A 26557-nucleotide genomic window follows, 5' to 3' on the forward strand; every position below is an offset into this window, starting at 1 on the left:
TTAAGGAAGCGTTAGGTTCATGGCTCGGATCGCCGATCCTGACGGCTGTCGAAGATGCGGCCGATGACGGCACGATCCGGCTCGATCCGATAGACGACGATCAGGGCATTCCGGCCGATCCTGATGGGCCATTCCCGCTCGCCGGTGTCCGTCGCTCGACCGGCGAACGGAAACTGCGCCAGATTTCGAAGACTGGCCTTGATCGTCTGCTCCGCCTTCCTCGCTGCGCGTGGAGAACGTTCCAGAAGCCAGTCAATCTGGTCGGCCAGATCGAGGTTCGCCCTGCGGCTGAGGATGACCCTCATGCCACCTTGGCAGCGAGACGGCGATCAAGTTCGGTGCTGAACGCGGCCAGCGCGTCCTCCAGTTCGACGTAGGGGCCTTCATAGTCCTCGGGATGGGTGGCGGGTCGGTCCACGGGCGCATCATCGACGAGATGGTCGAGCATCTGGACCGCGAGATCCTCAGGCGATACGCCCAATGCCTTCGCCTTCTCCGCCAGTCTGGCCGAGGTGTGGTCGCCGAGGGTGAGGTTCAGAGCGCCGTCTGGCATGGTGTAAGGTTACTCTATTCGGGCCAACTGATCCAACCGCGCGCATTTAGCTGGGGCTTGATGGCCAGCTCGGACAATTTGGACATCAAGCGCAGCTGGCTGCTTGGCACCAAACCGTCCCAGTTTGCGTGGTAGCACTGATTGCAAACAACGATTTTCCACACGCCGATACCCCGACCCTCATATTTGTGAGGGCCGAACCGGAAGTCGCGCTGGCAGATAAAGCACTCATAAAGCAGAGCGCTTAGCTGGTCAGTCGAGCATCTCACTTCTCGCGGCGAACGCCCTTGAATGGCGTTCCGTCCTTCTTGCCATCCATGAAACGGCCGGTATCCGTGTCCCGTTTGGTCCACGTCTCCGTAACCGGATTGTAAACTTGAGACCGATCACGAACTGCGCCATTGCGATGGCCGTCGCCGGAAGGAGGGTTGGTCGCCATAGCTCTTCTCCAAAAGAACGCATTGGCAACATAGTTGATTCGCACTGTCGGCGAAACAACAGTCAAGCCTTCTCCACGAAGGTGTCGATGACCTTCTTCTCGCCGGCCTTTTCGAACTCGACGGTCAGCTTGTTGCCTTCGATGACGCGGACGGAGCCGTAGCCGAATTTCTGGTGGAAGACGCGCTGCCCCTTGGCGAAGCCGGAGCCGGATTTCGGGTCGGCGGTCGCCACCAGCCGGCCTTCGCCCTCGATGATCGTGTTGCGGGCGGGCCGGGCACCGGGGGCTCTGGATGCCGTCACTGCCTGGGCGCGCTGCCAGCCCGGGGAGGTGTAGCCGGCCCCGAACGTAGGGGCGTCGTCCCAGCGGGACTTGGCCTCCTTCATACCGGCGGAAGCGCCGTAGTAGCCGGTGTCGCTCTCGGCCTCGACGTGGGCGATGGGCAGTTCATCGACGAAGCGGCTGGGCAGTTGCGAGGTCCAGCGGCCGTAGACCAGCCGGTTGGCGGCGAACGAAATCCGCGCGTCCTGTTTGGCGCGGGTGACGCCGACGTAGGCGAGGCGGCGTTCCTCCTCGAGACCCTTCTCGCCCTTCTCGTCGATGCTGCGCTGACTGGGGAAGACGCCTTCCTCCCAGCCCGGCAGGAAGACCAGCGGGAACTCCAGCCCCTTGGCCCCGTGCAGGGTCATGATCTGGACGGCATCGGACGAGGGGCCGCGATCCAGGTCCATCACGAGCGAGACGTGCTCGAGATAGGCCCCCAGGGTCTCGAACGACTGCATCGCCTGGGTCAGTTCCTTGAGGTTGTCGAGCCGGGTCGGGCCGGTGACGCGGTCGGCCTTCTGCATGTCCGTGTAGCCGCTCTCCTCCAGCACGGTTTCGGTCAGCAGCCAGTGGCGGGTGTCCGACCCCAGCGCACGCCAGCGGTCCAGGTCGCGGACGAAGGTGGACAGGGCCGTCCGGGTGCGGGCCTGAAGCTCGTCCGAGGTGATCAGGTCACGCACGGCGGCCATGGCCGAGACATTGCGATGTCGTGCGATCTGCAGGATCTTCTGCACGCTGGTCTCGCCGATGCCGCGCTTGGGCACATTGACGATCCGCTCGAAAGCCAGGTCGTCGTCCTCGGACTGGATCAGACGCAGATAGGCGTGGGCGTCGCGGATCTCCGCCCGTTCGAAGAAGCGCGGCCCGCCGACGACCGTGTAGGGGATGGCGAGGAGAACAAACCGTTCCTCGAAGGCGCGCATCTGAAACGACGCGCGAACAAGGACGGCCATGTCCTTGTATCTCATGCCGTCACGTTTCGCCGTCTCGATCTCGTCGGCGATCAGCCGGCTCTCGGCCTCGCCGTCCCAGACGCCGCGGACCCGGACCTTGTCGCCGGTCTGGTCCTCGGTCCACAGGGTCTTGCCGAGCCGGTCGCGGTTGGCGGCGATCAGGCCGGACGCGGCCCCGAGGATGTGGCTGGTCGAACGGTAATTGCGTTCCAGCTTGACGATCTTTGCGCCCGGAAAATCCTTTTCAAACCGCAGGATATTGTCGACTTCTGCACCGCGCCAGCCGTAGATCGACTGGTCGTCGTCGCCGACACAGCAGACGTTGCCTGTCGAGGACGTCAGCAGCCGCAGCCACAGATACTGGGCGACGTTGGTGTCCTGATACTCATCGACCAGGATATAGCGGAAACGTTTGCGATATTCCTCAGCGATGTCTGCGTGTTTCGACAGAATTGTTAGGTTGTGCAGCAGCAGGTCGCCGAAGTCGCAGGCGTTCAGCGTGGCGAGGCGCGACTGGTAGGCGGCGTACAGGGCCTGGCCCTTGCCGTTGGCGAAGTCCTCGCCGGGCGGCAGCTGATCGGGCCTCCAACCGCGGTTCTTCCAGTGGTCGACCAGGCCGGCCAGCGACTTGGGCGTCCAGCGCCTGGTGTCGATGTTGGCGGCCTCGAGCAACTGTTTCAGCAGCCGCTCCTGATCGTCGGTGTCGAGGATGGTGAAGGTCGACTTGAGCCCGACCAGTTCGGCGTGGCGCCGCAGGATCTGGGCCGCGACAGAGTGGAAGGTGCCGAGCCAGCGCAACCCCTCGGCCGAGGGACCGATCAGATGGGTGATCCGCTCTCGCATCTCGCGCGCGGCCTTGTTGGTGAAGGTGACGACCAGCAGTTCCCACGGCCGGGCGCGGCCGGTAGCGAGGATATGGGCGAGGCGGGTGGTCAGGACGCGGGTCTTGCCCGTGCCGGCACCGGCGAGGACGAGGACCGGTCCCTCCGTAGTTTCGACGGCCTCGCGCTGTTCGGGGTTCAGGCCGGCCAGATAGTCGGGCACCTCATGCGCCACGCCACCGGGACCGCGCGAACGGGCCAGGTCGGAGATGCGGGGGGCGGGCACAGAGTCGGTCAAGCGAAAGCACTCGGAAGCGAAGCGGAATTCGAGAACATAACGAGCACATGAGGCAAAGTCAGGCCCCTGTCAGCCCCTCCGCCGGAACCGGCAAGCGTGGCCGGAGTTTTGTCGGTTCAGGGAAAGCTTCCCGGAGGGAACAACAATGGGTGAGACTACAAACAGCGGCGGCGGCAACATGGGCCTCGCCTTCATCGTCGGTGCCGTCGTGGTCGTTCTGGCGATCGTGGCCTGGTTCGTCTTCGCCGGAGGCGGCGTCGGGACGGATGCGAAGGACGTGAATGTCGACGTCAACTTGCCGTCGGTCGAGGCTCCCAGGATGCCCGATCTGCCGAACGTCGAGCCGCCGATCCTTCCGCCGCCGGGTCCGGCCCCTTCGAACTGAACATGAAAACGCCCGCCGGATCGCTCCGGCGGGCGTTCTTTTCTTCCGGAACGGTCTACCTCAGTTGGTAGGTCACCGTGGCGACGACACGGACGCGCTTGTCCAGCGAGGTCGATTCCGAGTCGACGTCCTCGCGGGCGAGGATTTCGAACGAGCCCTGGGTCGCCTGTTTGATCGGGCCCAGCGGCGCGCCGGAGTCCTTGGCGAACTGTTCGGCGCCTGAACGGGCCGAGGCCGTGGCCTCCGCGATCATTTCCGGCCGCACGTCGTTGAGCTTGGTGAAGACATAGGTCGGGGCCGTGAAGTCCAGCAGCACCCCCTGGCGGACCAGGTCGTTCAGTGCGCGTTCGGTCTGGGCGACGCGGGCGACGTCCGTGGTGCGGACCGTCACGCTCTGGGCCACGATATAGTGGGGCGTGCCGTCGGACGGGGCATAGCTCTGCGACTGGGTGTCGGTGACCTCCAGGCGGCCGATGGTGATGATGTCGTCGCCATAGCCCTGGGCCCGCAGGAAGGTGCGGACCTTGGTCAGGTCGCCGTCGATCTGGGCCTGGACCGCGGGCAGTTCCTCGCCGGCCACGGTGAAGCGCAGCGACAGGATGGCCAGATCGGCGGTGACGTTGCGTTCGGCGACGCCACGCACCGTGACCTGGCGATTGCCGGTGTTGGCATTGACCACGCCCCCGCCGACGGCGATCCCGGCTCCGATCAGGCCTATGGCGATGAGGCCGCCGATGATGGCGGGTGGAATGAGACTGCGATCGATCTGCACGGCGGTTACCCCTTGATGAGGAGGCAATCCTGCACCTCAATATCAGGGTTCGACAATGATCGTTTCTGACGCCGCGTAAGCCAGGGCCAGAAGGCGGCAGGCGGAGGCGAGCGGGCGGCGACCGCGCGTCTCGTCGACCCAGGTCAGAAAGCCGGCGTGGCTGAGCCCGCGCGCTTCGGCCATCCGGTCCAGCACGGCCCAGAATTCAGGCTCCAGCGCCACGGAGGTGGCGTGGCCGGCGAGGACGACGGAGCGTTTCCTGAGCACTTCATCTCCTGCGGAACGGCTTTGAGAGGACGGTCGGTTGCGATAGGATACCCAGGTTAGAGCAGGATGTTTTCGATGACGATGGACGCCGCCGTCTACCCTGACGAATTCGTGGTGCTGAAGCCGCAGCGGATTCGGCCGGTCACTGCGTTTCGCGCCTTCCGCAAGCTGATCCGGAACAAGGAGGACACCGCCCAGGTGTTCGAGATTATGCGGGCCCTCGCCGGCCGGTCGGGTGCCCGGGGCTACAGCCGCCTTCTGAAGACGGTCGAGGGCGGGCGTCAGGCCTTCCTGCGAGACGAACTGGCGCTGAAGCTGGACGATCCGGTCTGGCTGGCGCGGTTCGGGCCGGGCACGGTCGGGGCGGAATACAGGGCGTTCCGTGAAGCGCGAGGCTTCACCGCCGACGGCCTGGCCGAGACCGCGCGCGAAGTGGCGCCCGAGATCGACACGCCGCATCCGGTCGTCTGGTACTCGCGCCGGCTGCGGGATGTGCACGATATCTGGCATGTGCTGACGGGCTACGGCACCGACGCCCTGGGCGAGGCCTGCGTGGTCAGCTTCTCCTATGCCCAGACGCACAATCTCGGCTTCGGTTTCATCGGCTATGGCGCGGCGCGCGAAATCCAGCGCGAGAGGCGGTCAATCCCGGCGCGGCGGGCCGTCTTGCAGGCCTGGTCGAACGGACGCCGGGCGCAATGGCTGCCGGGGCTGGACTACGAAGCCCTGTTCGCCGAGCCGCTGGCGACGGCGAGAGCACGGCTGGGCATTCGACCGGCGACTGTCTACGCCGCCGTGCCCGAGGCGAATCGGGCGGCGCTGAAGCTTCGCGGCTGACATAAGGGGCGCTTGTCAGCCGTCTTCGGGATCGGTGTTGCACCGTCCCTGCCCGGAGCGCATCCAGCGCCATCCTGTCCCCCGCCTTCCGTGAGTCCGCCTTGACCTATTCCGAGCTGCGCCGGCCCTCCGCCGGCGTTCTGGCCATCGCAGGCGTGGCGCTCTGCGCGATCATCTGGGGCACGACCTGGTACGCCATCACCTGGCAGCTGGGCACGGTCGATCCGGTCGCGTCCCTGACCTGGCGGTTCGGACTGGCGGCGCTGGTCCTGTTCGTCGGCTGTGCTGCGACCCGGCGGTCGCTGAAGCTCAATCGCGGCCAGCATCTGGCGGCCCTGGGGCAGGGCGCGTTCGTTTTCGCGATCAGCTACACCTTCACCTATGCCGCCGAGGGCCATGTGACCTCCGCGATCGTCGCCGTGGTGTTCGCCGGCCTGGCCTTCCTGAACCTTGTGCTGTTCCGCGTCGTGGTGGGGCAAAAGGCGTCGCGTGAGGCGTGGATCGGCGCGACGCTCGGCATCGTCGGGGTCGCCGTGCTCTCGGGTGGCGAGGCGATGCGGGCAGGGTTCGATGCGCGCGCCCTGACCGGCATCGGCCTTGCGGTTTTGGCGGTCACCAGTTCGGCCGTCGGCAACTATTTCTCGTGGAAGGGTCAGGAACTCGGAACGGCCATCCTGCCACAGACGGCCTGGGCCATGGGCTACGGTACGGCGATGCTGGTCCTGCACGGCCTGGTCACCGGCGCCGAGTTCACCATCGATCCGTCGCCAGGGTACCTGATCTCATTGGTCTATCTGGCGGTTCTGGGGTCGGTCGTGGCCTTCGTCGTCTATTTCGCCGTGGCGCGAGCGCGGGGCTATGCCCTGGCCAGCTATATCTCCGCCCTGACGCCGCCGATCGCCATGCTGGTCTCGGTCCTGTTCGAGGATGCGCGCTTCGGCTGGACGGCGCTGGCGGGCCTGCTGCTCGTGCTGGCGGGGCAGGCGTTGCTGATCCGGGCCCCGAAGGTCAGCTAACGAAACCAGCCTCGCCTGTTCGGCTTCGCTTCAGCCTTTGCCGCCGTTTTCCTCTCGCTTTCGGCCTGTTCCTTCTCGCGGCGTTCGCGCATAGCCTTGGCCTGCCGGATCGCGACCAGGGCGATGAGGCCGTAGCGGGTCCGGGACGATGTCGTCGGCGTGTCGGTCGCGCCCATGGGTCAGTCCTCAAGCTTGCTCTGGTCCAGAAGCCGCGAGGCGCGGTCACGTTCCGCTTTGGCCGTATCGCGCTGCGCCCTGGTCAGGCCGTGGGTCACCCGATTGGCCGCGGCGTCGGCCTTCGCTGCGGCCTTGTCGCGAGCCTTTCGCGCGCGGTTCAGATTGACGATCTCGGCCATCGGTCCTCGCAACCGGCTACGACAAGCGGCGTTTCCAGTGTCTCACCATTCGACAGGAGACACCCGATGGTAGACCTCACGCTCATCAAGGAACACCTCGAAGTCGTCGGCTCCGACGGCAGCCACGTGGGCCGCGTCGACCACGTCCTCGGCGACCGGATCGAACTGGCCAAACTCGACCTCGCCGGGGGCTTCAAACACCATCTGATCCCCGTCAGCTGGGTCGACGACGTCGATGACGACAAGGTCCGTCTGACCCTCACCCAGGACCAGGCCAGGGCACAGTGGACCGAGAAGCCCCACTAGATTCCGCCCGGGAACTTACGACGAATTCACGAGGCCCCGCTGATATCGGCGGGGCCTTTCGTTTAACTGGAAGCCGTCGGCGAATCCGTCGGCGGGGAGAGAGACGCCATGATCCGACTGATCCTGAACATCCTGTGGTTCATCCTCGGCGGCTGGATCTCCGGCCTGCTGTGGCTGATCGGGGGCGCGGTGCTGGCCCTGACGGTCGTCGGTCTGCCGTGGAGCTTCGCAGCCTGGCGGATCGCCAGCTATTCGTTCTGGCCGTTCGGGCGGGAGGTCGTCTGGGGTGGAGAGGCGGACGGCAAGGACATCGGTTGTTTCGGCGTCGGCCTGAACATCATCTGGTTTGTGTTCGCGGGCTGGTACATCGCCCTGTCGCACCTGCTGATCGCGGTGGTCGAGTTCATCTCCATCATCGGCATTCCCTTCGCCCTGAAGGATCTGGAACTGGCCAAACTGGCCCTGGCCCCGGTCGGAGCGACAATCCGCGACAAGCCCTGAGTTGAAAGCGGCGGCAGGCTCCACCTGCCGCCGCATCACCCTCGAACGTCGAGCGCCTCACCCCGGCGAGATCATCTTCTCGGGCCGCACGGCCTCGTCAAACTCGGCGTCGGTCAGATAGCCGCCCCCGACCGCCTCTTCCCGCAGCGTCGTCCCGTTCTTGTGGGCCGTCTTCGCGATCTTGGCGCACAGATCGTAGCCCAGCTTCCCGTTCAGGGCCGTGACCAGCATCAGCGAATTGTTCAGGCCGCGCGCGATGTTGTCCTCACGCGCCTCGATGCCGACGACGCAGTTGTCGGTGAAGCTGATGGCCGCGTCGGCCACCAGGCGGACCGACTGCAGGAAGTTGTAGGCCATGACCGGGTTGTAGACGTTCAGCTCGAAATGGCCCTGCGAGCCCGCGAAGGTGATGGCCGCGTTGTTGCCGAACACCTGGACGCAGACCTGGGTCAGGGCCTCGCACTGGGTCGGATTGACCTTGCCCGGCATGATCGAGGAGCCGGGCTCGTTTTCCGGCAGGGCCAGTTCGCCCAGGCCCGACCGCGGGCCGGAGCCCAGGAAGCGGATGTCGTTGGCGATCTTGAACAGCGACGCGGCGACCGTGTTGATCGCCCCGTGCGAGAAGACCATGGCGTCGTGGGCGGCCAGTGCCTCGAACTTGTTCGGGGCGGTCGTGAAGGGCAGGCCGGTGATGCCGGCGATCTGTTCGGCGACCTTCTCGGCGAAACCGATGGGGGCGTTCAGACCGGTGCCGACGGCGGTGCCGCCCTGGGCCAGTTCCATCAGGGCCGGCAGGGTCTGTTCGATGCGGGCGATGCCGTTGGCGACCTGCTGCGTGTAGCCGCCGAACTCCTGACCGAGGGTCAGGGGGGTGGCGTCCTGGGTGTGAGTGCGGCCGATCTTGATGATGTGGGCCCAGGCGTCCGACTTGGCCTTCAGCGCGGCGTGCAGATGCTTCAGCGCCGGCAACAGGTCGTTGACCACCTGCTCGGCGCAGGCGACGTGCATGGCTGTGGGATAGGTGTCGTTGGACGACTGGCTCATGTTGACGTGGTCGTTGGGGTGGACCGGCTTTTTGGAGCCCATCTCGCCGCCCAGCATCTCGATGGCGCGGTTCGAGATCACCTCATTGGCGTTCATGTTCGACTGGGTGCCCGATCCCGTCTGCCAGACCACCAGGGGGAAGTGGTCGTTGAGCTTGCCTTCGATGACTTCGTTCGCGGCGGCGATGATGGCGTTCGCGATGGTCGGGTCCAGCCTGCCCAGCGCCATATTGGTCTCGGCGGCGGCGCGCTTGACGATGCCCAGGGCACGGACGACCGGCAGGGGCTGTTTCTCCCAGCCGATCCTGAAGTTGCCGAGCGAACGCTGGGCCTGGGCACCCCAGTATTTCGCGTTGTCGACCTCGATCGGGCCAAAGGTGTCGGTCTCGGTGCGGTAGGTTTCGGTCATGGTCGTGCTGTCTTCGGCTTGGCGGGAGATTGCGGCGGGGTGTAGCACGGGGCGGTGGCCGAACAAGGCGGCGAACCAGGCGCGAAGAGTTGGCATGCGGAAGATCCTGACAATGGCGGTGACCGCCCTCGGTGTCGCATCGGCCGGTTGCGCCACGATGACGGACCGCGGCCCCGTTCTGGTCCGGATCGAGACCGACGCCGGTGCCATGGTGGTCGAGCTCGATGTCGAGCACGCGCCGGTCTCGGCCTGCAATTTTATCGGCTATGTACGGACTGGTGACTACGACGGGGGAAGCTTCTTCCGCACCGTGGTGGCGGCGACCAACGACAACCCCAACCCGATCGATGTCATCCAGGCGGCGACGCCGCGAGGATCGGACGACGCCTCCCGGCCGCCGATCGTGCTGGAGCGGACGCGGGACACGGGCCTCAGACATGTGGCGGGGGCGATCTCCCTGGCGCGGGGCGGGCCGGACACGGCGACGTCGAGCTTCTTCATGGTGACCCAGGACACGCCGAGCCTGGATTTCGGCGGGATGCGCAATCCGGACGGTCAGGGGTTCGCAGCCTTCGGGCGGCTGGTGCAGGGGCTGGAGGTCGCGCGTGCGATCCAGGCCATGCCGGCGGACGCCGGGGAACAGATCACGCCGCCGGTCATGATCCGGTCGGCCCGGATGCTCGGCGAAACCCCCACGGCCTGCCAGTCGTGACCAACGACTGGATCGTCTCCGGCAAGGTCCGCGCGCGCGAGGAGGGCGATGCCGTCGTCATCATGATCGACGGCCTGACCACCCAGGCGAAATACTACAAGCCTCTGGTCTACGAGTTCTTTCGCAAGGAGTGGCGCGGGTCGCGGCCGGCCTATGGCGACTTCGTCGTCGAGATCGTCATGGAACATATCGGCGATCCGCCGTGGATGGACCTGGACAACCTGGCCAAGGCCTTGCTCGACGCCATCAAGGGCTACCTGTTCCACGACGACACCCAGGTGGCTCGGCTCCTGGTCGAACGGCGCGAAGGCGAGCGTGAGCGGATCACGATCCGGGCGTTTCCGCGTCAGGGTGCCGGCGGCGTTTCCGGGTAGCGATCGAACGCCGGAAGTCCGTCCAGATGCCCCATCCAGCCGATCCGTTCGGCGATCTGGATCTGGCCCTGCAGCGGGATGGCGTCGGGATTGTCCAACGTCGCGCTCTGGATATCGATCTGTCCGGCGAAGATCTGCTCGTTCGTATAGAACAGTCCCGTCCCGCAGCGGCCGCAGAAGCCGCGCCGACCGTGTTCGGACGACGCATACCAGACCGGCTCGCCGGTGATCGTCACCTGATCTGCCGCGAACAGCGTCCAGGCCACAGCCGGTGCGCCGGCGGCCTTGCGGCAATCGGTGCAGTGGCAAAGGGCGTGATGGATCGCCTCGTCGGCCGTCTCGTAACGAATGTCGCCGCAGTGGCAGCCTCCGGTCAGCATCAGGCTTCTCCATGAATGTTCCTGATATGTTCTAGCTCGGCCAAGCGCCGCTGACAAGTCTCAGCCTGGCCGGGCAAACCGCAAGGTCGGCAGAAGCAGCTGCAGGTTGGCCCCGATCGAGACCTGGGGCTCCGAAGCGGGTGAAAGACCCTCGGCCTCCTCGCGGCCCTTCACACAGGCGCGGGTCGCGTTGGCCAGGGCGATGAAATCGCTGGCCGTCGACAGGGTCTGGATCACGCAGGCGTCGAAATACGGGTAGGTCGCATCCTCGCTGCATCCGAATGAGGAGCGGTCTCGCCGGGCTGCGGTCATGATCATCCGGTTGGGCGCTGCGAGCGAGTCGACGAAGATGCCGGAGTAGCAGGCCGAGATGACCACCACCGTGGGCCGGTCCTGGCACCATTCGCGGACCATGGTCACGACGCTGGTCGGGCTGAGGATGCGGTCGGGCCCGAAGACCAACCCCTGAGGCCCGCCGTGCGAGGTGAAATACAGCAGGCAGCCGCGCGGGGCCTGGGCGGCTTTCGCCGCGATCGCCCGGACGGCCTCGGCGGCGCTGACGACCGGCGCCACGTCTGGCCGCAGGGTGGCGTCATACATGTCGGGGCGCGAGAAGCCCGCGGCGAGGAAGCCTGAGGTCAGGTCGCGGCGCGCGTTGTCGAACGCCTGGATCGGATCGCCCTGGCTGGTGCGCCAGTCGGCGGCCACGATGGCGGAGGCCCAGCCCTCGAAGCGGCTCGGGGGCTGTTGCCGGGCGCAGGCCACGCCCGCGCCCAGCCAGAGCAGAATGACGATGACGGCGCATCTCAGCACGCGGGACCTCCCAGGCTGAGACATAGCTTAACGTGGCGCGGCGGCCTGAAAAGCCTACTTCTTCCGGAACTGGTCCAGGGACACGACCTTGGGACCCTCGTCGCCCGACGGCGGCGGGTCGGTGCGGGTCGTGGCGGGCAGTTCGGCGACGGGTTCCGGCACGGGCTCCGGGGCCTCGAACTGCAGCAGGAACTGGACGCTGGGGTCGTAAAACCGGGTCACGGCCGCATAGGGGACGTTCAGGACCTTGGGCATGCCGCCGAACTTCAGCATGACCGAGAACAGGTCGTGCTCGACGGACAGGTCCCAATACTGGTGCTGGAGAACCACCGTCATCTCGTCGGGATATTTGGCGATCACGTCCGGCGGGACGGAGACGCCGGGGCCGCGCGTCTTGAAGGTGATGTAGAAATGGTGGGCACCCGGGATGCCCGAGGGACTGGCCGCGCGTTCGAGGGCGGAACGGATCACCCCCCGCAGGGCGTCCTGTGCGAGCTTCTCGTACTGCATCTCGTCGATCGGCGGGGTCTCTTCGGCCATGGGTATCCTCGCTGCGGGGCGACAGATAGCGGCACAGCACCGGATGAGGAAGATGGTTTGAAGGTAAAGCGCCGGGGATTCTGTTGGCAGGCTCCCCGCCCACCTTTTTTTCCAGAAAGAGGAGGGCACCTCGAAGGAGGCGAAGTGGAGGGCTTCTGTTGGCAGGCGCCCTCCGGGCCCCGCCTAGGGATCTGAACCCCTAGGACTTAAGATTCGAAATCAACCGAACCGCATTACGCGGCGAGGCGGACTTCTCCAGCGAAGTTATCGTTCGCAGTTAGAAAATGGCCCGATACGGTGGGCCAGGACGGGCAAAAGCAGTCTTCTTTACACGTCCGTCGATGCTAGTCGGCCCCATAAGCCTCCGCCGATAACGCGGGGAGAAATGGTGGAGCCGCCGGGAATCGCACCCGGGTCCGGTCCGCTTATTACAAGCGCGTTTATCGCCATATCCGGAGCAAGCCCCGGCAAGTCCAATATAGGGGCAGACGCCCTTGCATCCAAGTTACGAAGTGAAGTCTCTTTGCGGACAGGGGGATTGGCCATGGACGCGGACGGCAGGCTGGAGATCGCGGCGGGGTTCGCCACGGCGCTCGGGCCGCGCAAGGACAATCAGGATTTCGGCGCCGTCCACCTCGGCACACCGTCGGAACAGGCCCTGCACGGCATGCTGGCCATCGTCGCCGACGGGGTCAGTGGTTCCAAAGCCGGGCGGGTGGCGTCGGAGCTGGCGGGCCGGACCTTCATCGACGGCTATCTGGACCAGAGCCCGCTCAAGGGCGTGGCCGCCGCCGGCGTCGCGGCCCTGTCGGGCTATAACCGCTGGCTCCATGGCAAGGGTCGGTCGGACCCGGAGATGACGGGGGCGGCGACGACCTTTACCGCCCTGGTAATGCGGGGGCGGGAGGCGACGGCCCTGCACGTGGGCGACAGTCGCGCCTGGCATTTCCGCGACGGCGTCCTGACGCGGCTGACCGAGGACCATGTGCTGGCCCAGCCCGGTTTGAGCCACGTCCTCTACCGCGCCATTGGGATCGAGCCGAATCTGAGGCTCGACGTGCGGGCGGTGACGCTGAAGGCGCATGACCGGCTGCTGCTGACCACCGACGGCGTTCATGGCGCGGTGTCGGAGGAGGATCTGACGCGGCTACTGGCCCGCCGCGCCTCGCCCGAGGCCGACGCCCAGGCCATCGTCGACAGGGCCGGCGAGGAAGAGACCCGCGACAACGCCACCGCCATCGTCATCGACGTCATTCGGATCGGAGCGGTGGATCAGGACGCCATCGGTGCCGAGGCCGCCGGTCTGGCCATCCCGCCGCCGCCCGACGTCGGCGACAACGTCGACCGCTTCCGGCTGGAGCGGCTGCTGTCCGACGGCAAATACACCCGGGTCTTTGTGGCGAAGGACGAAGAGGGCGGGGGCGCAGTGGTGCTGAAATTCCCCAAGCCTGCGCTGCTGTCGGAGAGCGGCGCGCGCGGGGCCTTCCTGCGCGAGAGCTTTATCGGCCGCCGGATCGACAGCCCCTGTGTCGGCAAGACCCTGACCCTCGACGCCGGGCGCCAGAGCCGTCTCTATATCGCCCAGCCCCTCTATATCGGGCGAACCCTGCATGCGAGAATCGCCGACGAACCGTTTGATATTCCAGAAGGTGTTGACCTCGCCATCCGTCTGTCGCGGGGCGTCGTGGCCCTGCATCGCCAGGGGATCACCCATCGCGACATCAAGCCGGACAATGTCATTCTTGAAAGCAACGGCGGGCTGAAACTGATCGATCTGGGCGTCGCCCGCCTACCCCGGATCGAGGAGTTCGCCGAGGCGGAGGCCCCCGGTACCACCGGCTACAAGGCGCCGGAGATGTTCGCCGGCAACAAGGGCGACGCCCTGACCGACCAGTACGCCCTGGGCGTGACCCTCTATCGCCTCTTCACCGGCGACTATCCCAGCGGCCAGGAAGAGGACTTCAACCGGATGAAGTTCGAGAAGCCGACCCGCCCCTCGAAACACCGCCCCGACATGCCCGCCTGGCTGGAGGCCGCCATCCTGCGCACCCTCGCGGTCGAGCCCGGCGACCGCTTCGCCGACGTCGAGGAACTGATCCACGTCCTCGAAAGCGGCAGCGCCGCCGCCGTGCCGCCCAGCCGCGAACTGTCGCTGATGGAGCGGGAGCCGGTGCGGTTCTGGCAGGCGGTCAGCGCGGTATTGCTGGTGCTGCTGCTGGCGTCTCTGATGGCGGGCTGAGGTGAGGTCAGTCTCCGACCGATACAGTTTGACCCGCTTCAGCCGGCTGCGGACTTTTTCGACGGCCTCGACCTCTTGCGGACATTCGGAGAGGCCGCCTGGCGGGATGCCGCCGGCGCTGCTAGTTGTTTCTGCCGGCTTGGTCTGGTGGGGCCGGGGTGTCGCCGGACAGTCGGTCCCGCGTCCGGATCGCCACAAGCACCGCGAGGGCCAGCACCGGAAACACCAGCCCGCCGGGAGCCGGAAACAGCATCCATCCCGCACCGATCCCAAAGCCGCCCAGACCCGTCGCCAACAGCCCGGCCAGCAGAATGTTCGGCGCTGCATGGCCAGCGGCGGCGGCTAGCCAGGTCCCGGCCCGTTCTTGCAGGGTGGTCAGGAGTTCGCGGTAGATCAGACAAGAGACGATGAAGGCTGCGATCATCGCCGGCGGCCCGGCTTCCAGGTCCGGGAACAGACCGATCCGGAACCACACCGGAACAAGGTGCCACGCCGCCCAGACGAGACCCAACAGCAAGACACCCCACCGCCGGCCATGCGCGCGGGTCGCCAGGGCGACGCCGGCGGCCGCCCATCCCAGTTCTTCCAGCAGGCTGGTCAGCGTCACGATCATCACGGCCATCGCCACCGCCCCGGGGGTCGCTGCAGCCGCCTGGAACTGGGCGACTCCGGAAACCAGGGCGACGGCCAATGCCCCGGTCGCCACTAGCAAAGTCACTGCGGCTGCGACTCCGACGCGGCTCCAGTTCGCGGGTCCCCGACCCCGCTTGCCGAAGCCCATATTGAGCGCGAGGCCGAATGTCCCCGGTCCAAGTATCAAGGCCAGTTTTCCAAGGTCGGTCGCGCGCGGGTCCGGGGCGGCCATCAGCACCGCCGGTACGCCGAGCACCAAGACCACGAAAACCCAGAATCTGAACCGCGCCCACCCCATAGGGCTAAGCTCCACCTTCCGCGCCAGCGGTCAAGCGGACGGCTTGAGACAGTGCGGCGGCGGCCGGATCTCGGTCCAAAAATTCAATCACCTGGTTTTTCGCAGCGGTGCGAGATTGGACCAAAAGGGCTGGTCTCGGCCGGCTCGCGGAGTTTTCAACCGTATCCACCCGTAGCGGACGTTTGGTTCGTCTGGTGTCAGCCTGGACCCCCGCCGGGTGCGGGAACTGGATCCTGAACCCGGTCATCTGGCGTTTGGCGTAGTTTCGGGTGGCCTGCTGCAGGGCGGCCACCGTATCGGCGCGGGACGTCGTACCCCTGTCAGCCCGACAGCGACCGGCCGGCTGACCCGCGCCATGGCGAAGGCGCGGGTCAGCCGCTTCGAAGCCGGAAAACTAACCCGCAGGGGTGATCGAAACCAGTTCGACGTTCACGTCGTCGACATACTGCAGGGTGACGGTCCGGCCGTTGGCACCGGCCATCCCCGGCTCGATGAAGGCGTCGAAGGTCACTGCAGTTCCGTCGCGCGCCGTGACGGTCAGGGCCGAGGGCAGGTCGCCGCTCTCGCCTTCGGCACCGCTCAGCACGCCCTCGATCGTGCGGCCACCGGCCACCGGGCCCGGTCCGCCCTCGACGGGCAGGAGCACCGAGGCCCCGTTGAGCAGGATGTCGGTCATCTGCATCTGGGCCGTAACCGAATAGCGGACCGTAACGGCCTGTCCGACCAGGGGCTGGATCGTGGCCGGGGCCACCGGTCCACCGGCGTCCGGGTCGAGCGTCAGCACCTGCAGATTGGCCTCGTCGCCGGCCGCCCCTCCGGCCGCACCGACCTCCATGGCGAACATCGGATAGCCGGCGTCCCTGAACTCATGCAGCACGCCCGTGACCGTATGGGTTCCCACCGTCCGGGGTGCAGAGAAGCCGGCCGTGGCCGGTGCCGCGGCGGGCGCGGTCTGGGCTTCTCCGGCCGGCGCCTGACAGGCCGTCAGAACAAGGGCCGTCAGCCCGATGATGAAAAGTCTGTCCTGCATGCCCGATCCGTCCCTGCTAAGCCGTTTGCGGTGACGCTAGTCGAGCATCGTGGCGGCCGCAATCGTCAGCCGCGCCATCGGGTGGCCATTCAGACCGATCAGCCGGGACGGCTTCAGCCCGTCGGCTCCAGGCGCAGCCAGGGGACGGAGGGGGCAACCGCGGACTCCGTGGCTGAATCAGCCCCGTCCACCATTTCGTGGTCCACCTCCCCCGCCGGGGGAGGATGTCTAGTGCAGCACCGCCATATGGCCGCGCTCGAAATTGGTCAGTTCGTCCTGACGGCCGTCCCGGATCTTGAGCACCCAGTTGGGGTCGGACAGCAGGGCGCGGCCGACGGCGATCAAGTCGAACTCCTCGCGCTCCATCCGGGCGATCAGGCCGTCCAGGGAGGCGGGCTGAGACCCCGCTCCGCCGAAGGCCGCGATAAACTCCCCGTCCAGCCCGACCGAGCCGACGCTGATGGTGGGCTTGCCGGTGATCTTCTTGGCCCAGCCGGCGAAGTTGAGGTCAGACCCCTCGAACTCCGGCTCCCAGAAGCGGCGCTGGGAGCAGTGGAAGACGTCGACCCCGGCGTCGGACAAAGGCAACAGCCACTCGGCCATCTCGTCGGGGTTCAGGGCGATCTTCGCCTCGTAGTCCTGCTGCTTCCACTGCGACAGGCGAATGATCAGGGGGATGTCGGGGCCCAGGCCCTCGCGCACGGCCTTGACGACCTCGACCCCGAAGCGGGCGCGTTCGGCGATCGACGGACCGCCCCAGCGGTCGCCGCGCGCGTTCAGCCCGGCCCAGTAGAACTGGTCGATCAGATAGCCGTGGGCCGAGTGGATCTCGGCGGCATCAAAGCCCAGTTCGCGCGACGCGGCGGCCGACTTGCCGAAGGCGGCGATGGTGTCGGCGATGTCCTCCTCGGTCATCGGCTCGTATTTCTGCTTGCCGGCGGCGACGAGGCCGGAGGGGCTGTCGACCTGGCCGAGCGGCTGCCACTCTGCGCCCTGCCCGCGGGCGGCGCCGACGTGCCAGATCTGCGGCGCGATCAGGCCGCCGGCGGCGTGAACCTCGTCCACGACCTTCTTCCATTCCGGCAGGGCCTCGCCATGGAAGACCGGGACATTGGCGTCATTGCGCGCGGCCGGCCGCTCGACCACCGTGCCTTCCGTGATGATCAGGCCGACCTGCCCCTCGGCCCGGCGGCGATAATAGGCGGCGACGTCGGAAGTGGGGATCCCGCCCGGGGAGAAGGACCGCGTCATGGGCGCCATGACGATTCGGTTCGGCAGGGTCAGGCCCTTGATCGTGAAGGGCCGGAACAGGGTATCGACGCTCATCGGATGTCTCGCAGGGGAAGGACCGGAACCGACAGGGTGGCCGTTTCCGTTGCCTTTGAAAACCCTCAAAGACCGAGTTTTTCCGCGACCTTCACCGCGATCGCGTCGAACCGGCCCGCGATATCGCCCGTCGACAGCGGAGCCCCCGCATCGCCGGCCTGACGCAGGCTCGCATCCAGCGGCAAGTCGCCGAGGAAGTCGACGCCCAGCCTTCCGGCCTCGGCCTCGGCCCCGCCGCGGCCGAAGACGTCGCCCGACATATTCTCGATCAGGCCCAGGGTCGGGGCCTTCACGCGCTGGAACAGGGTATGCGCCCGGCGCGCGTCGGCCAGGGCCACTTCCTGCGGCGTCGAGACGATCACAGCCCCGTCCAGCGGTGTCTTCTGAATCAGGGTCAGCTGCACGTCGCCGGTGCCTGGTGGCAGGTCGACGACCAGCACATCCAGCGGCTCGGCTTCCGTGCCCCAGCGCGTCTGGGTCAGCATCTGGGTCAGAGCCTGGGAGGCCATGGGGCCGCGCCAGATCATGGCGTCGTCGGATTTGGTCAGCAGGCCCACCGACATGGCCTTGAGCCCGTGTGCCCTGTGCGGCACCATCGCGCCGTCGACATAGTCCGGCTTGCCCGACAGGCCCAGCATGGTGGGCAGGGACGGACCGTGGACGTCGGCGTCCAGGATCCCGACCGCCAGCCCCCGCCGCGCCAGCGCCGCCGCCAGATTCACCGCGACAGTGGACTTGCCTACCCCGCCCTTGCCGCTGGCCACCGCCAGCACGCGGCGGACGTGGGCGGGTCTATCGGTCGGGACCGGGGCCTTGGCCCGCGTCTGCTCGACGGCGGCGGGCGACAGGGAGGCCTTGCGCCCCGCCGGAGCCATCTCGGCCGTCAGGACCACGGAAACCCGGCTCATCCCCGGCATGGATTTCAGCGCCGCCTCGGCCGCGTCGCGCACGGGGGCCCAGGCGGCGGTCCGGTTCGCTGGAACCTCGATCACGAACCCGGCGCGATCCCCGGAGACCGTCAGGCCCTTGGGCACGCCCGCGTCGATCAGGCCCCGCCCCGTCTCCGGATCGAGGATGGTGTTCAGCACGGCTTCGACAGAGGCGCGGTCGATCAAGGTCTGGTGTCCGGTTGCAGCGGGCGGAGGCGCGTTCTATCGCCAACCCTTGCCGCAAGCGAGCGTTCCGTGCCCAAGCCCTCCATCACCCTGATCGCCGGACCGACCGCCTCGGGCAAGTCGCGGCTGGCGCTGGAACTGGCCGCGCGTAACGGGGCGGCCATCGTCAATGCCGACAGTCAGCAGCTCTACGCCGATCTCCGCGTCCTGACCGCCCGCCCTTCGCCCGACGAGGAACGGCTGGCGGCGCATCATCTCTACGGGACCGTCGATGCGGCGGAGGCCTGGTCCGTCGGGCGCTGGACCCGCGCAGTCCTGCCCCTGCTCGACGAACTGGCCAGTCTGGGTCACCCGGTCCTGATCGTCGGCGGAACGGGCCTCTATTTCACGGCGCTGACCAGGGGCCTGGCCGACATTCCCGACGTGCCGCCCGCCGCCCGCGACGAGGCCATGGCCCTGTATGACACCGAGGGCGAGGCCGCCTTTCGCCTGCGCCTTGCGACCCTCGATCCGCCCGCCGAGGCGGCCATCGAGAGCGGCGACCGCCAGCGGCTGACCCGCGCCTTCGCCGTGGCCCGGTCAACCGGCCGGTCGCTGTCGGACTGGCAGGCCGCGACCCGGCCCCTGCTGGTGGCGGGTACATATGACCGTCTGGTGATCGAGCCGGACCGCCCGGCCCTCTACGCCAACTGCGACGCCCGGGTGGAGACGATGCTGGCGACGGGGGCGCTTGAGGAGGTCGCGGCCCTGATGGCGCGGGGTCTGGACCCCGCCCTGCCTGCGATGAAGGCGGTGGGCGTGCGCGAACTGACGGCCCATCTGGCGGGGGAAACGACGCTGCCCGAGGCGACGGCGGCCATGCAGCAGGCGACGCGCAACTATGCCAAACGCCAGCTGACCTGGTTCCGGAACCAGTGCGGGGACTGGGACAGGGAGTAGATCGGCCCCCGGGCCAGAGATCAGGGAGCCGGGGCACCCGGTGAAACGATGGCGACGACCGGAGGCCGGCTCAGCCACCGACCCGCTGCGTCGTTCAATTGTTCCACAGTAATTGCACGATAGGCGTCAGGCCACTCGATTCTGTCCCGAAGGATCCGGGGATCGCGCGCGGACCCGGCCAAGGCGTCGTACCACCAGCTGTTGGTCTGCCGGTCTGATTCGACACGCGCCAGAATCGGGGTGAGGACCTGATCGAGCTCATCTTCCGTAATCGGGTTGACGATGATCTGCTGGCGCAGGGCATCGAGCGCCTGGCGCACCTGGTCTGCGTCTGATGCGCCGGCCAGAATGCCGACCGTCAGCGTGCCCTGATCGCCAAAGTCTCTGAGGTTGAACGTCGCGGACGGCGCGTAACTCAGGCCCAGCTCCTCACGAATGCGAACCCGGATGCGTTCGCCGATGATCCGCGTCAGCAGATCCAGCTGGCGTTGTTCCGCGCGACGCTCGGGCAGACCCATCCAGAGCGGCCAGATCATGGCCACGACGGCCTGCTGCGGATCCCCGGTGTGGGTCGCGCGAAGGTCTGCGACGGGCTCGTCCGGATAGCGCACCAGATAGGGGTCCGGATGAAAGGCCTCGCGGGCCGTTCGCGCTGGCAAAGCCCCGAAGGTTCGGGACAGAACCTCGATCGCCCGCTCCTCCGTCACGTCCCCGACGACCGTGACCTCCAGCGGGCTGGACTCGAGGATGGGACGCAGGGGCCGCGCATAGTCTTCGGCCGACCAGGCCAGAACTTCAGAAAGCGGGGGCCGCGATCGCGGACTGGCCGGCGCAATCGCCTCTGTCATCACATCGCTGAGGACGAGCCAGGGATTGGTTTCGAATGTCCGGTAAAGCGTCTGAAAGACAGACCGCATGAAAGGAACAAAGTCCGATCTGAAACCCGGATCACTCAGTTCAGCCGTCAGATATTCCAGCTGGCGTTCAAAGTCTGCGGCGCGGGTGGTGGCTGACAGCACAAACGCCTCGGGGCCCATCGTCAGGTTCGCGCTGACCCGTGCCCCGTTGAGGATGTCGACCAGCTCCAGATAGCTGTGTCGGCCGAGCCCCATTCCCTGCAACATTGAGACGCCGAGAGTCGCACGAGTGTAGTCTTCATCGGCCACGTCCCTCAGGCCAAAGCCGAAACGGACGCCGACGTCGATCCTGTCGCTTGTAAAGTCGACCGATTTGAAATTGACCACGATCCCGTTTTCGAACACGAGCCGCACAAAGGCCGGATCCGCCATTTCGGTCCGGGTCGCTACGGCACCCGGGGGACCGAAGTCGCGGTAGCTCCATTCGGCCCGGGTCACCGCTGCGGCCGGCGCCGGAAGGGCTGCGGTCATCGCGCCTTCCAACGCCGCCTTCATCACCGTTTCGGCCGGCAGGTCTTCCGGAAGCGTGATGGCGATGAAGGGGCCCGAGCCCGACCAGGAGTCCCTGAAGGACGACAGGACGGCATCGGGATCGATTTGCGCGATGACAAGCTCGAAGAGCCGCAGATCCTCGGCTGCAGTCGTCATCGACGAAGGGTCGGCCCGTTCGTCCGACTGCTCCGACAGAAGCGTGTCGGCGATCGAGGCGCTGTAGCGGTCCGCCTCGCTGGCCACCGAGGCGGTGAGGGACGCGCGCTGCGCCGCCACCACCTGTTCCAGTTCGCCGGGAGTGACACCGTCACGATCAAACAGCCGAACTTCCCGGATCACGGCAGCCATTGCGGTTTGCCATTCGCCGTCGCGCACCTGAATGTTGAGACACTCCTCCTGTGCCTCCAGATAGCGGGAGCGATTGGCAAAGGTGGCGACGAGGACGCCTGAGTCCTCCTGAACGGTCAGATGCCGAAGCCGGCGGTTGAGGATTTCGCGCCAGACCGCCCGCTCCCTGAAGAACCGCCGCCTGGCGACAGAATCCGCCCCCCGGGGTGTCCAGGCCTTGACGTAGCAGAGGCCCAGACCGGGGCTCAGGCCCGGCGCGTCGCTTGCGAGGACGGACAGACCCCGGGTGGTATCAGGCATGACCAGCGCGGCCCGCACAGGGTCCGGGCCGGGCTGCGGTTGCCAGTCCGAGAAGGTGGAGACGACGAGTCGCTCGAGGTCCTCGACCGGCTGATCGCCGGCGATGGCCACGATCGCCAACCCGGGTCGATACCAGTCACGATAGAAGGCCCTCAGATCCTCTGCGCTGATCGACGCCAGGGTCTCCGGGACACCGATCGGTGGACGCGCGGTCGACCGGAGATCAGGCTGGATGAAGTCCAGATAGCGTGTGCTCCAGTCGAACCCGGGCCCGAGACGGCCCCTGTACTCCGACAGGATCACGCCGCGCTCGCGCTCGACAGCCTCGGGCGAAAGGACCAGCCCGTCCGTGATGTCGCGAAGCCAGCGGAGACCGAGGCGCGCGCGATCCTCCGACGACTCGGTAAAGTCCACGTTGTAGACGGTCCGGAATCCGCTGGTGTAGGCATTCTGATCGCGTCCGAACGCCACGCCGGCCTCGGCGAAACGCGCCTGCAGTTCCGCCTCGCCGAAATTCTCCGAGCCGTTGAAGGCCATGTGCTCGAGGAAATGCGCCGCACCCCGGATGCCCTCGCCTTCCTCCATGCTGCCCGCCCGGATCTCGAGCCGGATCGACAGGCCGGAGACGGGGCGCGGATTGGACTGGACCGCGTACCGCAGACCGTTCGCCAGAACGCCCTGTCTCACGGCGGGGTTGATCTGAATGTCCGCCGACGGGTCTGCGGGTGCCGGCACAGGCGGCGGACTCTGGACGACACCTGCGCTGACCGGCCATGACAGGGCCAGCATCGCGAGGGCCGCGAAAACGACCCGAACAGCAGGCGATTCCAGATATCTGATTTTCGCCATTATCCCGCTTAGCGTGAACGCTTCGAGGTTGGCAAGCGAGTGAAAGGTGCCGGCCAGCGCCCTCCGTCAAGCAGCATGCCCGCGTTCTGGCCAGTCTGTGGCAAGGCGAACCTGCGCCAAATGCCAGCTGACCTGGTTCAGGAACCAGTGCCGGGACTGGGCGCGGGCCTCACGACGGAAGCCGCCAGGCTCACGTCACACCTATTCGGCGGCCATGCTGAAGCGAACGCTGAAATGGACAGTGCCGCCGACCGCGACGCCTTCGACGTTTCGGGGTGACAGTCGTGCCTCGGCGGCGGCCTCCAGCGCAGCCGCGCCGAAGCCCGCGCCGACAGGATCTTCGCTCACGATTGTGCAGGCGGAGACCCGACCGTCGGACTCGACGGTGCAGGACAGATTGGCGCGGCCGCTCGTCAGGTTCCGTTCGATCGCCGCGGCAGGATAGGACAAGGGCCTGGGGGGCTGAACCCAGCTGGGATTGGTGATCGTCTGGACCTGTGGGGCAGCGGCCGGCTCCGGCGCAGCCTCCGGAGCTTCGGAAGGCTCGCCGACCGGCGTTGGTGCGACCGCCAGGACGGGTCGAACGACAGCCTCTGCTTTCACGGCGGAGACCGGGACGGCGACGGCCGGGCGCGGCGTGACGATCGGCTCCCGCCTGGCCGCCAGGGCGACCGAGCCGGTCGCGGCGACGGCGGCGAGGGCAACGCCGAGACCGAGAACGGCAAGATGCGAACGGCGGCTTGCGGCCGGAGCGGGAGACAGGATGGCTTTCAGGCGATGCATGACAAAGATCCTTCTGTTGCTGGTGAAAGTCAGGGCCGGCACGTCTCTCCTCGCCGGGGCGCGGAGCGCGTCCAGCAAGGAGCGGGCGTAGAGACGACGCGCATCGCCGTCGGCCTGGGCGAGGACCTGTGCATCACAGGCCTCCTCCCGCGCGGCGGCGCGACGGTCGCGGATCACACGCAGAACCGGATTGATCGCGAGGACGGTGAGCAGCGCCTCCTCGATCCACAGGGCGCGGTGGTCGCCGCGCTTCAGGTGCGTCAGTTCATGAGCGCACACATTCCGCAGGGATGCCGGGTCCGCGGCCAGACTCTCCGGCAGGATCAGGATCGGGCCGACGAACCCGGAGACCAGGGCCTCGCCGCTCGAGGGGCACAGACGGATCCGTGGCATGGCGACCCCGGTTCGCGTCGCAAGCGTCCGCACGATGGCGAGGACCTCGGCGTCGGCGGGGCCGGCGGAGTCAATCAGGCGATGCAGCCGCAACGTCCGGCGCGCCAGACCCGCCCCCCGCGCCAGGCCGAACAGCAGCGACAGGGCGAGCACGGCGAGCGCGACCCGTTCCGTGTCGACGGCAGGCGGAGAGACCCGGTCGATCGTGGCGATCTGGACGGTCACGATGGCCTCTGCCAGCGGCGGTGCCTCGACCACTGGACGCGGGCCCGTCAACAGGACGGCGACCAGCAGGACCGGCACCAGGGGCAAATAGAGGGCGGCGGTCCAGGCCCGCTCGCGCAGGAACGGATCGGCGGTCGTGCTCTCGAACAGCCGGACCGCGCCCCAGGCGAGGGCGGCCAGACCGATGCTGAGCCCGAGAGACAGGGCCAGAAGCTCAGGCGTCGTCATCGCCGCCCCCCGTTTCGCTCGCGTTCAGCAGGGTCTCCAGCTCGGCGATGTCGGCCGCGTCGAGAAGCTGGCTCCCCGAGAAGGCCGCCGCCGGCAGGGCACCGTCCATGTCCAGCAGAGCAGAGAACCGACGCATCATCAGGTTCAGCACCTCGACCTTCGGACGGGCCTGGGAATAGACGGCGACACCATGAATGTCTCGCCGCGACAGCAGGGCCTTGGCCCGCATCCGCTCCAGCACCGTGCGGGTGGTGGACGGCGTCCAGTCCATCCGGGCCGAGATCCGGTCATGGACCTCGCGCGACGACAGATCGCCATCGCGCCAGAAGCATTTCAGGACTTCCAGTTCAGCGTCCGTGGGGGTCGGTGTTTCGGTCGGCGACATGTCGGCTCCGCATTAGTAACGCAGACGCTACAATTGTCGCGTTAGCGCGTCAACCGTCGCTGACTCACCTCCCGCCGGGGCGCCGTGAACTCTCGGCCTGGCGGTCACGCGAGCAGACGGGTGAAGAGGTGTTGGCCGCCCGTCCTCCCGGCATTCCGGACGCGGGGCAGTGAAGGCGTGAACCCGCCGCCCTGCCTGGTCGGCGCGCGGACCGGCAGTGGGGATAACCACGTTTTCGCATTGCCTGGCCCCGGCTCTCGGCTAGGCTGACGCCGAACCCGCTGTGGGTCTCTAACGGGATGTGACGGATGCGGACCCTGATCTTCGGCACGGCCTTGCTGGTCGCGGCCTGCTCGCAAGAAACACCTCCGCCGCCCGCCGACGCCGCCGCTCCCGCAGCGGCGACAGCGGCCACAGCCCCGGCGACGGGCGCACCGGCCCTGGCGGGCGCCTATATCTTCTTTGGCGACAATCTGACGGCGGCCGCCTGCAGCCTCGTGCTCGACGGCCGGGCCGTCGAGGGGGCTCCGGGCTTCTTCGGCGTGACCCTCGGCACGGCCCTGGTGACCGCCGGTGTGGCCGGCGAGGTTCCCTGCGAGGAGGCCTATCCCTTCCTCTCTGTCCTGACGGGCTGGGAAGAACTGGACGGCGGCGGCATCCGGCTGATCGGGGCCGAGGGGTCCGTGTTCGGCGATTTCCGCCTGACCGACGGCACCTACAGCGGCGTGATCGCCTATGACGGCAAGACCTATGGTCTCTCACCGGAGACGCCCCAGGGGTGAGGATTGGCTAGGCTGACCTCATGACCGTCACCGCCGTCCTGATCACGACCGGCTGGCTGAGCCTGATCATCGGCGCGCGCTATCTGGTGATCGCGGGCGCGGTCTGGGGACTGACCTGGGGACTCGACCCCGGTCTCGGCCGACGCCTGAACCGCGAGCGGCCCTCACGCCGGCTGATGCTGCACGAGATCAGGTATTCGCTGCTGTCGACGCCGATCTACGCCCTCCCGGCGGCGGTGGCTCTGGAGGCGTGGAAGGCGGGCGGGACGATGATCTATGTCGATCCGGCGGCCTGGCCCCTGTGGTGGCTGCCGGTCAGTTTCCTGCTTCTGCTGGTCGTGCAGGACACCCACTACTACTGGACCCACCGGCTGCTGCATGACCGCCGGGTGTTCGGCTGGGCCCATGCCGCCCATCACCGGGCCCGCGATCCGAGCCCCTTCGCCAGTTTCGCCTTCGATCCGGCGGAGGCCGCCTTGACGGCCTGGCTGCTGCCGGCCCTGGCCTTCCTGGTCCCGCTGAACATCTGGATGCTGGCGGTTATGCTGACGCTGATGACGGCGACGGCGGTGATGAACCACTGCGGCCGGGAGATGTGGCCCGATCGCTGGGTGCGCGGACGCATCGGGTCACAGTTGATCACCGCGACCCACCACAGCCGGCATCACACCCATATGAAGACGAATTTCGGGCTCTATTTCCGGGTCTGGGACCGGTGGTGCGGGACCGATGCGATGCCGCAGAACAGGCAGTAGGCAATAGGAATTAGGCAGTAGAAGAAAAATCAGACGGGCAACCTACTGCCTACTGCCTACTGCCTACTGCCTACTGCCTACTGCCTACTGCCTAAGCCACAGGTTCAACCACCACCGCCGTTCCATAGGCCAGCACCTCGGCCACCCCCGGCATGATCTCGTTGGACTCGTAACGCATGGCCAGGATCGCATTGGCTCCAGCCGCCCGCGCGTGTTCGACCAGTTGTTCGAACGCCTCCTGACGGCCTGCTTCTGCCAGTTTCACATAGGCACCGACGCGGCCGCCCAGCATCGACTGGACCCCGCCGATGGCGTCGGAGACGAGGTTGCGCGAGCGCACGGTGATACCGCGCACGACGCCGATGTGGCGCACGACCTTGTGGCCGAATATCTCGTTGGTGGTGGAGGTCATCATGGCGGG

The 26557-nt window shown here is 67.1% G+C and carries 31 protein-coding genes and 1 other RNA gene; 11 read left to right on the plus strand and 21 right to left on the minus strand.

Annotated features, from left to right (window positions below; all coding sequences use genetic code 11):
- Positions 1-17 precede the first annotated feature (17 nt).
- The 4 genes from ACW18A_RS06620 to ACW18A_RS06635 all read right to left on the minus strand — a co-directional run bounded on the left by ACW18A_RS06620 (position 18) and on the right by ACW18A_RS06635 (position 3388).
- A complete protein-coding gene (locus ACW18A_RS06620; protein WP_492023997.1) occupies positions 18-305 on the minus strand; it encodes a type II toxin-antitoxin system RelE/ParE family toxin in 288 nt (95 codons plus the stop codon).
- A complete protein-coding gene (locus ACW18A_RS06625) occupies positions 302-553 on the minus strand; it encodes a hypothetical protein (protein WP_492023998.1) in 252 nt (83 codons plus the stop codon). Before ACW18A_RS06625 ends, ACW18A_RS06620 begins: the two co-directional genes overlap by 4 nt.
- Positions 554-818: 265 nt before the next feature.
- Positions 819-992 carry a hypothetical protein gene (locus ACW18A_RS06630; RefSeq protein WP_492023999.1) on the minus strand — a complete coding sequence of 58 codons (174 nt, stop codon included), beginning with the start codon at positions 990-992 and terminating at the stop codon, positions 819-821.
- A 62-nt stretch (positions 993-1054) separates the two neighbouring features.
- Positions 1055-3388 carry a UvrD-helicase domain-containing protein gene (locus tag ACW18A_RS06635; protein WP_492024000.1) on the minus strand — a complete coding sequence of 778 codons (2334 nt, stop codon included), beginning with the start codon at positions 3386-3388 and terminating at the stop codon, positions 1055-1057.
- A gap of 145 nt (positions 3389-3533) precedes the next feature.
- On the opposite strand from ACW18A_RS06635, the gene ACW18A_RS06640 reads away from it, so the two are divergent.
- Complete coding sequence (locus ACW18A_RS06640) at positions 3534-3773, plus strand: hypothetical protein (protein ID WP_492024001.1); 240 nt, start codon at positions 3534-3536, stop codon at positions 3771-3773.
- A 55-nt stretch (positions 3774-3828) separates the two neighbouring features.
- Here the strand turns inward: ACW18A_RS06640 and ACW18A_RS06645 are convergent, their stop codons facing one another.
- Positions 3829-4545, minus strand: a complete 717-nt coding sequence (locus ACW18A_RS06645) for an SIMPL domain-containing protein (protein WP_492024002.1) — start codon at positions 4543-4545, stop codon at positions 3829-3831.
- A gap of 42 nt (positions 4546-4587) precedes the next feature.
- Complete coding sequence (locus tag ACW18A_RS06650; protein WP_492024003.1) at positions 4588-4812, minus strand: ribbon-helix-helix domain-containing protein; 225 nt, start codon at positions 4810-4812, stop codon at positions 4588-4590.
- A 75-nt stretch (positions 4813-4887) separates the two neighbouring features.
- On the opposite strand from ACW18A_RS06650, the gene ACW18A_RS06655 reads away from it, so the two are divergent.
- Complete coding sequence (locus ACW18A_RS06655; protein WP_492024004.1) at positions 4888-5649, plus strand: Coq4 family protein; 762 nt, start codon at positions 4888-4890, stop codon at positions 5647-5649.
- A gap of 101 nt (positions 5650-5750) precedes the next feature.
- The gene (locus ACW18A_RS06660) at positions 5751-6665 is read left to right on the plus strand and encodes a DMT family transporter (protein WP_492024005.1); all 915 of its coding nucleotides are present in this window, start codon (positions 5751-5753) and stop codon (positions 6663-6665) included.
- Here the strand turns inward: ACW18A_RS06660 and ACW18A_RS06665 are convergent.
- A complete protein-coding gene (locus ACW18A_RS06665; protein ID WP_492024006.1) occupies positions 6662-6841 on the minus strand; it encodes a hypothetical protein in 180 nt (59 codons plus the stop codon). The genes ACW18A_RS06660 and ACW18A_RS06665 overlap by 4 nt on opposite strands.
- 3 nt (positions 6842-6844) lie before the next feature.
- On the minus strand, positions 6845-7021 hold the full coding sequence (locus ACW18A_RS06670) for a DUF4169 family protein (protein ID WP_492024007.1): 177 nt from the start codon (positions 7019-7021) through the stop codon (positions 6845-6847).
- Positions 7022-7087: 66 nt separating this feature from the next.
- Here ACW18A_RS06670 and ACW18A_RS06675 point away from each other — a divergent pair, with 66 nt between their 5' ends.
- Positions 7088-7327: a DUF2171 domain-containing protein gene (locus ACW18A_RS06675; protein WP_492024008.1), complete on the plus strand. Its 240-nt coding sequence runs from the start codon at positions 7088-7090 to the stop codon at positions 7325-7327.
- Between the two features lie 108 nt (positions 7328-7435).
- Positions 7436-7828: a YccF domain-containing protein gene (locus tag ACW18A_RS06680; protein ID WP_492024009.1), complete on the plus strand. Its 393-nt coding sequence runs from the start codon at positions 7436-7438 to the stop codon at positions 7826-7828.
- Positions 7829-7885: 57 nt separating this feature from the next.
- Here the strand turns inward: ACW18A_RS06680 and fumC are convergent, their stop codons facing one another.
- Complete coding sequence (gene fumC, locus ACW18A_RS06685) at positions 7886-9280, minus strand: class II fumarate hydratase (protein ID WP_492024352.1); 1395 nt, start codon at positions 9278-9280, stop codon at positions 7886-7888.
- A gap of 94 nt (positions 9281-9374) precedes the next feature.
- On the opposite strand from fumC, the gene ACW18A_RS06690 reads away from it, so the two are divergent.
- A complete protein-coding gene (locus ACW18A_RS06690; RefSeq protein ID WP_492024010.1) occupies positions 9375-9992 on the plus strand; it encodes a peptidylprolyl isomerase in 618 nt (205 codons plus the stop codon).
- Positions 9993-10054: 62 nt separating this feature from the next.
- A complete protein-coding gene (locus tag ACW18A_RS06695) occupies positions 10055-10366 on the plus strand; it encodes a RusA family crossover junction endodeoxyribonuclease (RefSeq protein ID WP_492024353.1) in 312 nt (103 codons plus the stop codon).
- Here ACW18A_RS06695 and ACW18A_RS06700 read toward each other — a convergent pair.
- From ACW18A_RS06700 to ssrA, 4 genes are all read right to left on the minus strand, one after another.
- Positions 10339-10746: a GFA family protein gene (locus tag ACW18A_RS06700; protein ID WP_492024011.1), complete on the minus strand. Its 408-nt coding sequence runs from the start codon at positions 10744-10746 to the stop codon at positions 10339-10341. The genes ACW18A_RS06695 and ACW18A_RS06700 overlap by 28 nt on opposite strands.
- A gap of 60 nt (positions 10747-10806) precedes the next feature.
- Positions 10807-11559 (minus strand): C13 family peptidase, encoded by a 753-nt coding sequence (locus ACW18A_RS06705; protein WP_492024012.1) that lies wholly within the window; start codon positions 11557-11559, stop codon positions 10807-10809.
- Between the two features lie 54 nt (positions 11560-11613).
- Positions 11614-12099: an SspB family protein gene (locus ACW18A_RS06710; RefSeq protein ID WP_492024013.1), complete on the minus strand. Its 486-nt coding sequence runs from the start codon at positions 12097-12099 to the stop codon at positions 11614-11616.
- A 143-nt stretch (positions 12100-12242) separates the two neighbouring features.
- Positions 12243-12607, minus strand: a transfer-messenger RNA (tmRNA) gene (ssrA, locus tag ACW18A_RS06715).
- A 36-nt stretch (positions 12608-12643) separates the two neighbouring features.
- On the opposite strand from ssrA, the gene ACW18A_RS06720 reads away from it, so the two are divergent.
- A complete protein-coding gene (locus ACW18A_RS06720; RefSeq protein WP_492024354.1) occupies positions 12644-14338 on the plus strand; it encodes a bifunctional protein-serine/threonine kinase/phosphatase in 1695 nt (564 codons plus the stop codon).
- Positions 14339-14459: 121 nt separating this feature from the next.
- Here the strand turns inward: ACW18A_RS06720 and ACW18A_RS06725 are convergent, their stop codons facing one another.
- From ACW18A_RS06725 to ACW18A_RS06740, 4 genes are all read right to left on the minus strand, one after another.
- Positions 14460-15203, minus strand: a complete 744-nt coding sequence (locus ACW18A_RS06725; protein ID WP_492024014.1) for a CPBP family glutamic-type intramembrane protease — start codon at positions 15201-15203, stop codon at positions 14460-14462.
- A 460-nt stretch (positions 15204-15663) separates the two neighbouring features.
- Positions 15664-16299, minus strand: a complete 636-nt coding sequence (locus ACW18A_RS06730; RefSeq protein WP_492024015.1) for a hypothetical protein — start codon at positions 16297-16299, stop codon at positions 15664-15666.
- A 228-nt stretch (positions 16300-16527) separates the two neighbouring features.
- Positions 16528-17625, minus strand: coding sequence for an NADH:flavin oxidoreductase (locus tag ACW18A_RS06735; protein ID WP_492024016.1), 1098 nt, complete (start codon positions 17623-17625; stop codon positions 16528-16530).
- A 65-nt stretch (positions 17626-17690) separates the two neighbouring features.
- Positions 17691-18740: an Mrp/NBP35 family ATP-binding protein gene (locus ACW18A_RS06740; RefSeq protein WP_492024017.1), complete on the minus strand. Its 1050-nt coding sequence runs from the start codon at positions 18738-18740 to the stop codon at positions 17691-17693.
- Positions 18741-18809: 69 nt separating this feature from the next.
- Here ACW18A_RS06740 and miaA point away from each other — a divergent pair, with 69 nt between their 5' ends.
- The gene (miaA, locus tag ACW18A_RS06745; RefSeq protein WP_492024018.1) at positions 18810-19679 is read left to right on the plus strand and encodes a tRNA (adenosine(37)-N6)-dimethylallyltransferase MiaA; all 870 of its coding nucleotides are present in this window, start codon (positions 18810-18812) and stop codon (positions 19677-19679) included.
- A 20-nt stretch (positions 19680-19699) separates the two neighbouring features.
- Here the strand turns inward: miaA and ACW18A_RS06750 are convergent, their stop codons facing one another.
- From ACW18A_RS06750 to ACW18A_RS06760, 3 genes are all read right to left on the minus strand, one after another.
- Positions 19700-22585, minus strand: coding sequence for a M16 family metallopeptidase (locus ACW18A_RS06750; protein ID WP_492024019.1), 2886 nt, complete (start codon positions 22583-22585; stop codon positions 19700-19702).
- Between the two features lie 201 nt (positions 22586-22786).
- Complete coding sequence (locus ACW18A_RS06755) at positions 22787-24214, minus strand: M56 family metallopeptidase (RefSeq protein ID WP_492024020.1); 1428 nt, start codon at positions 24212-24214, stop codon at positions 22787-22789.
- The gene (locus tag ACW18A_RS06760; protein ID WP_492024021.1) at positions 24201-24599 is read right to left on the minus strand and encodes a BlaI/MecI/CopY family transcriptional regulator; all 399 of its coding nucleotides are present in this window, start codon (positions 24597-24599) and stop codon (positions 24201-24203) included. The genes ACW18A_RS06755 and ACW18A_RS06760 overlap by 14 nt, the downstream gene beginning before the upstream one ends.
- Positions 24600-24907: 308 nt before the next feature.
- On the opposite strand from ACW18A_RS06760, the gene ACW18A_RS06765 reads away from it, so the two are divergent.
- Together ACW18A_RS06765 and ACW18A_RS06770 are read left to right on the plus strand one after the other, a co-directional pair.
- Positions 24908-25381, plus strand: coding sequence for a hypothetical protein (locus ACW18A_RS06765; protein ID WP_492024022.1), 474 nt, complete (start codon positions 24908-24910; stop codon positions 25379-25381).
- Positions 25382-25401: 20 nt separating this feature from the next.
- Positions 25402-26136 carry a sterol desaturase family protein gene (locus ACW18A_RS06770; protein ID WP_492024023.1) on the plus strand — a complete coding sequence of 245 codons (735 nt, stop codon included), beginning with the start codon at positions 25402-25404 and terminating at the stop codon, positions 26134-26136.
- A 91-nt stretch (positions 26137-26227) separates the two neighbouring features.
- On the opposite strand, the gene ACW18A_RS06775 is transcribed toward ACW18A_RS06770, so the two are convergent.
- Complete coding sequence (locus ACW18A_RS06775; protein WP_492024024.1) at positions 26228-26551, minus strand: YbjQ family protein; 324 nt, start codon at positions 26549-26551, stop codon at positions 26228-26230.
- Between the last annotated feature and the right edge of the window lie 6 nt (positions 26552-26557).

The organism is Brevundimonas sp. AVps5, assembly GCF_058681515.1.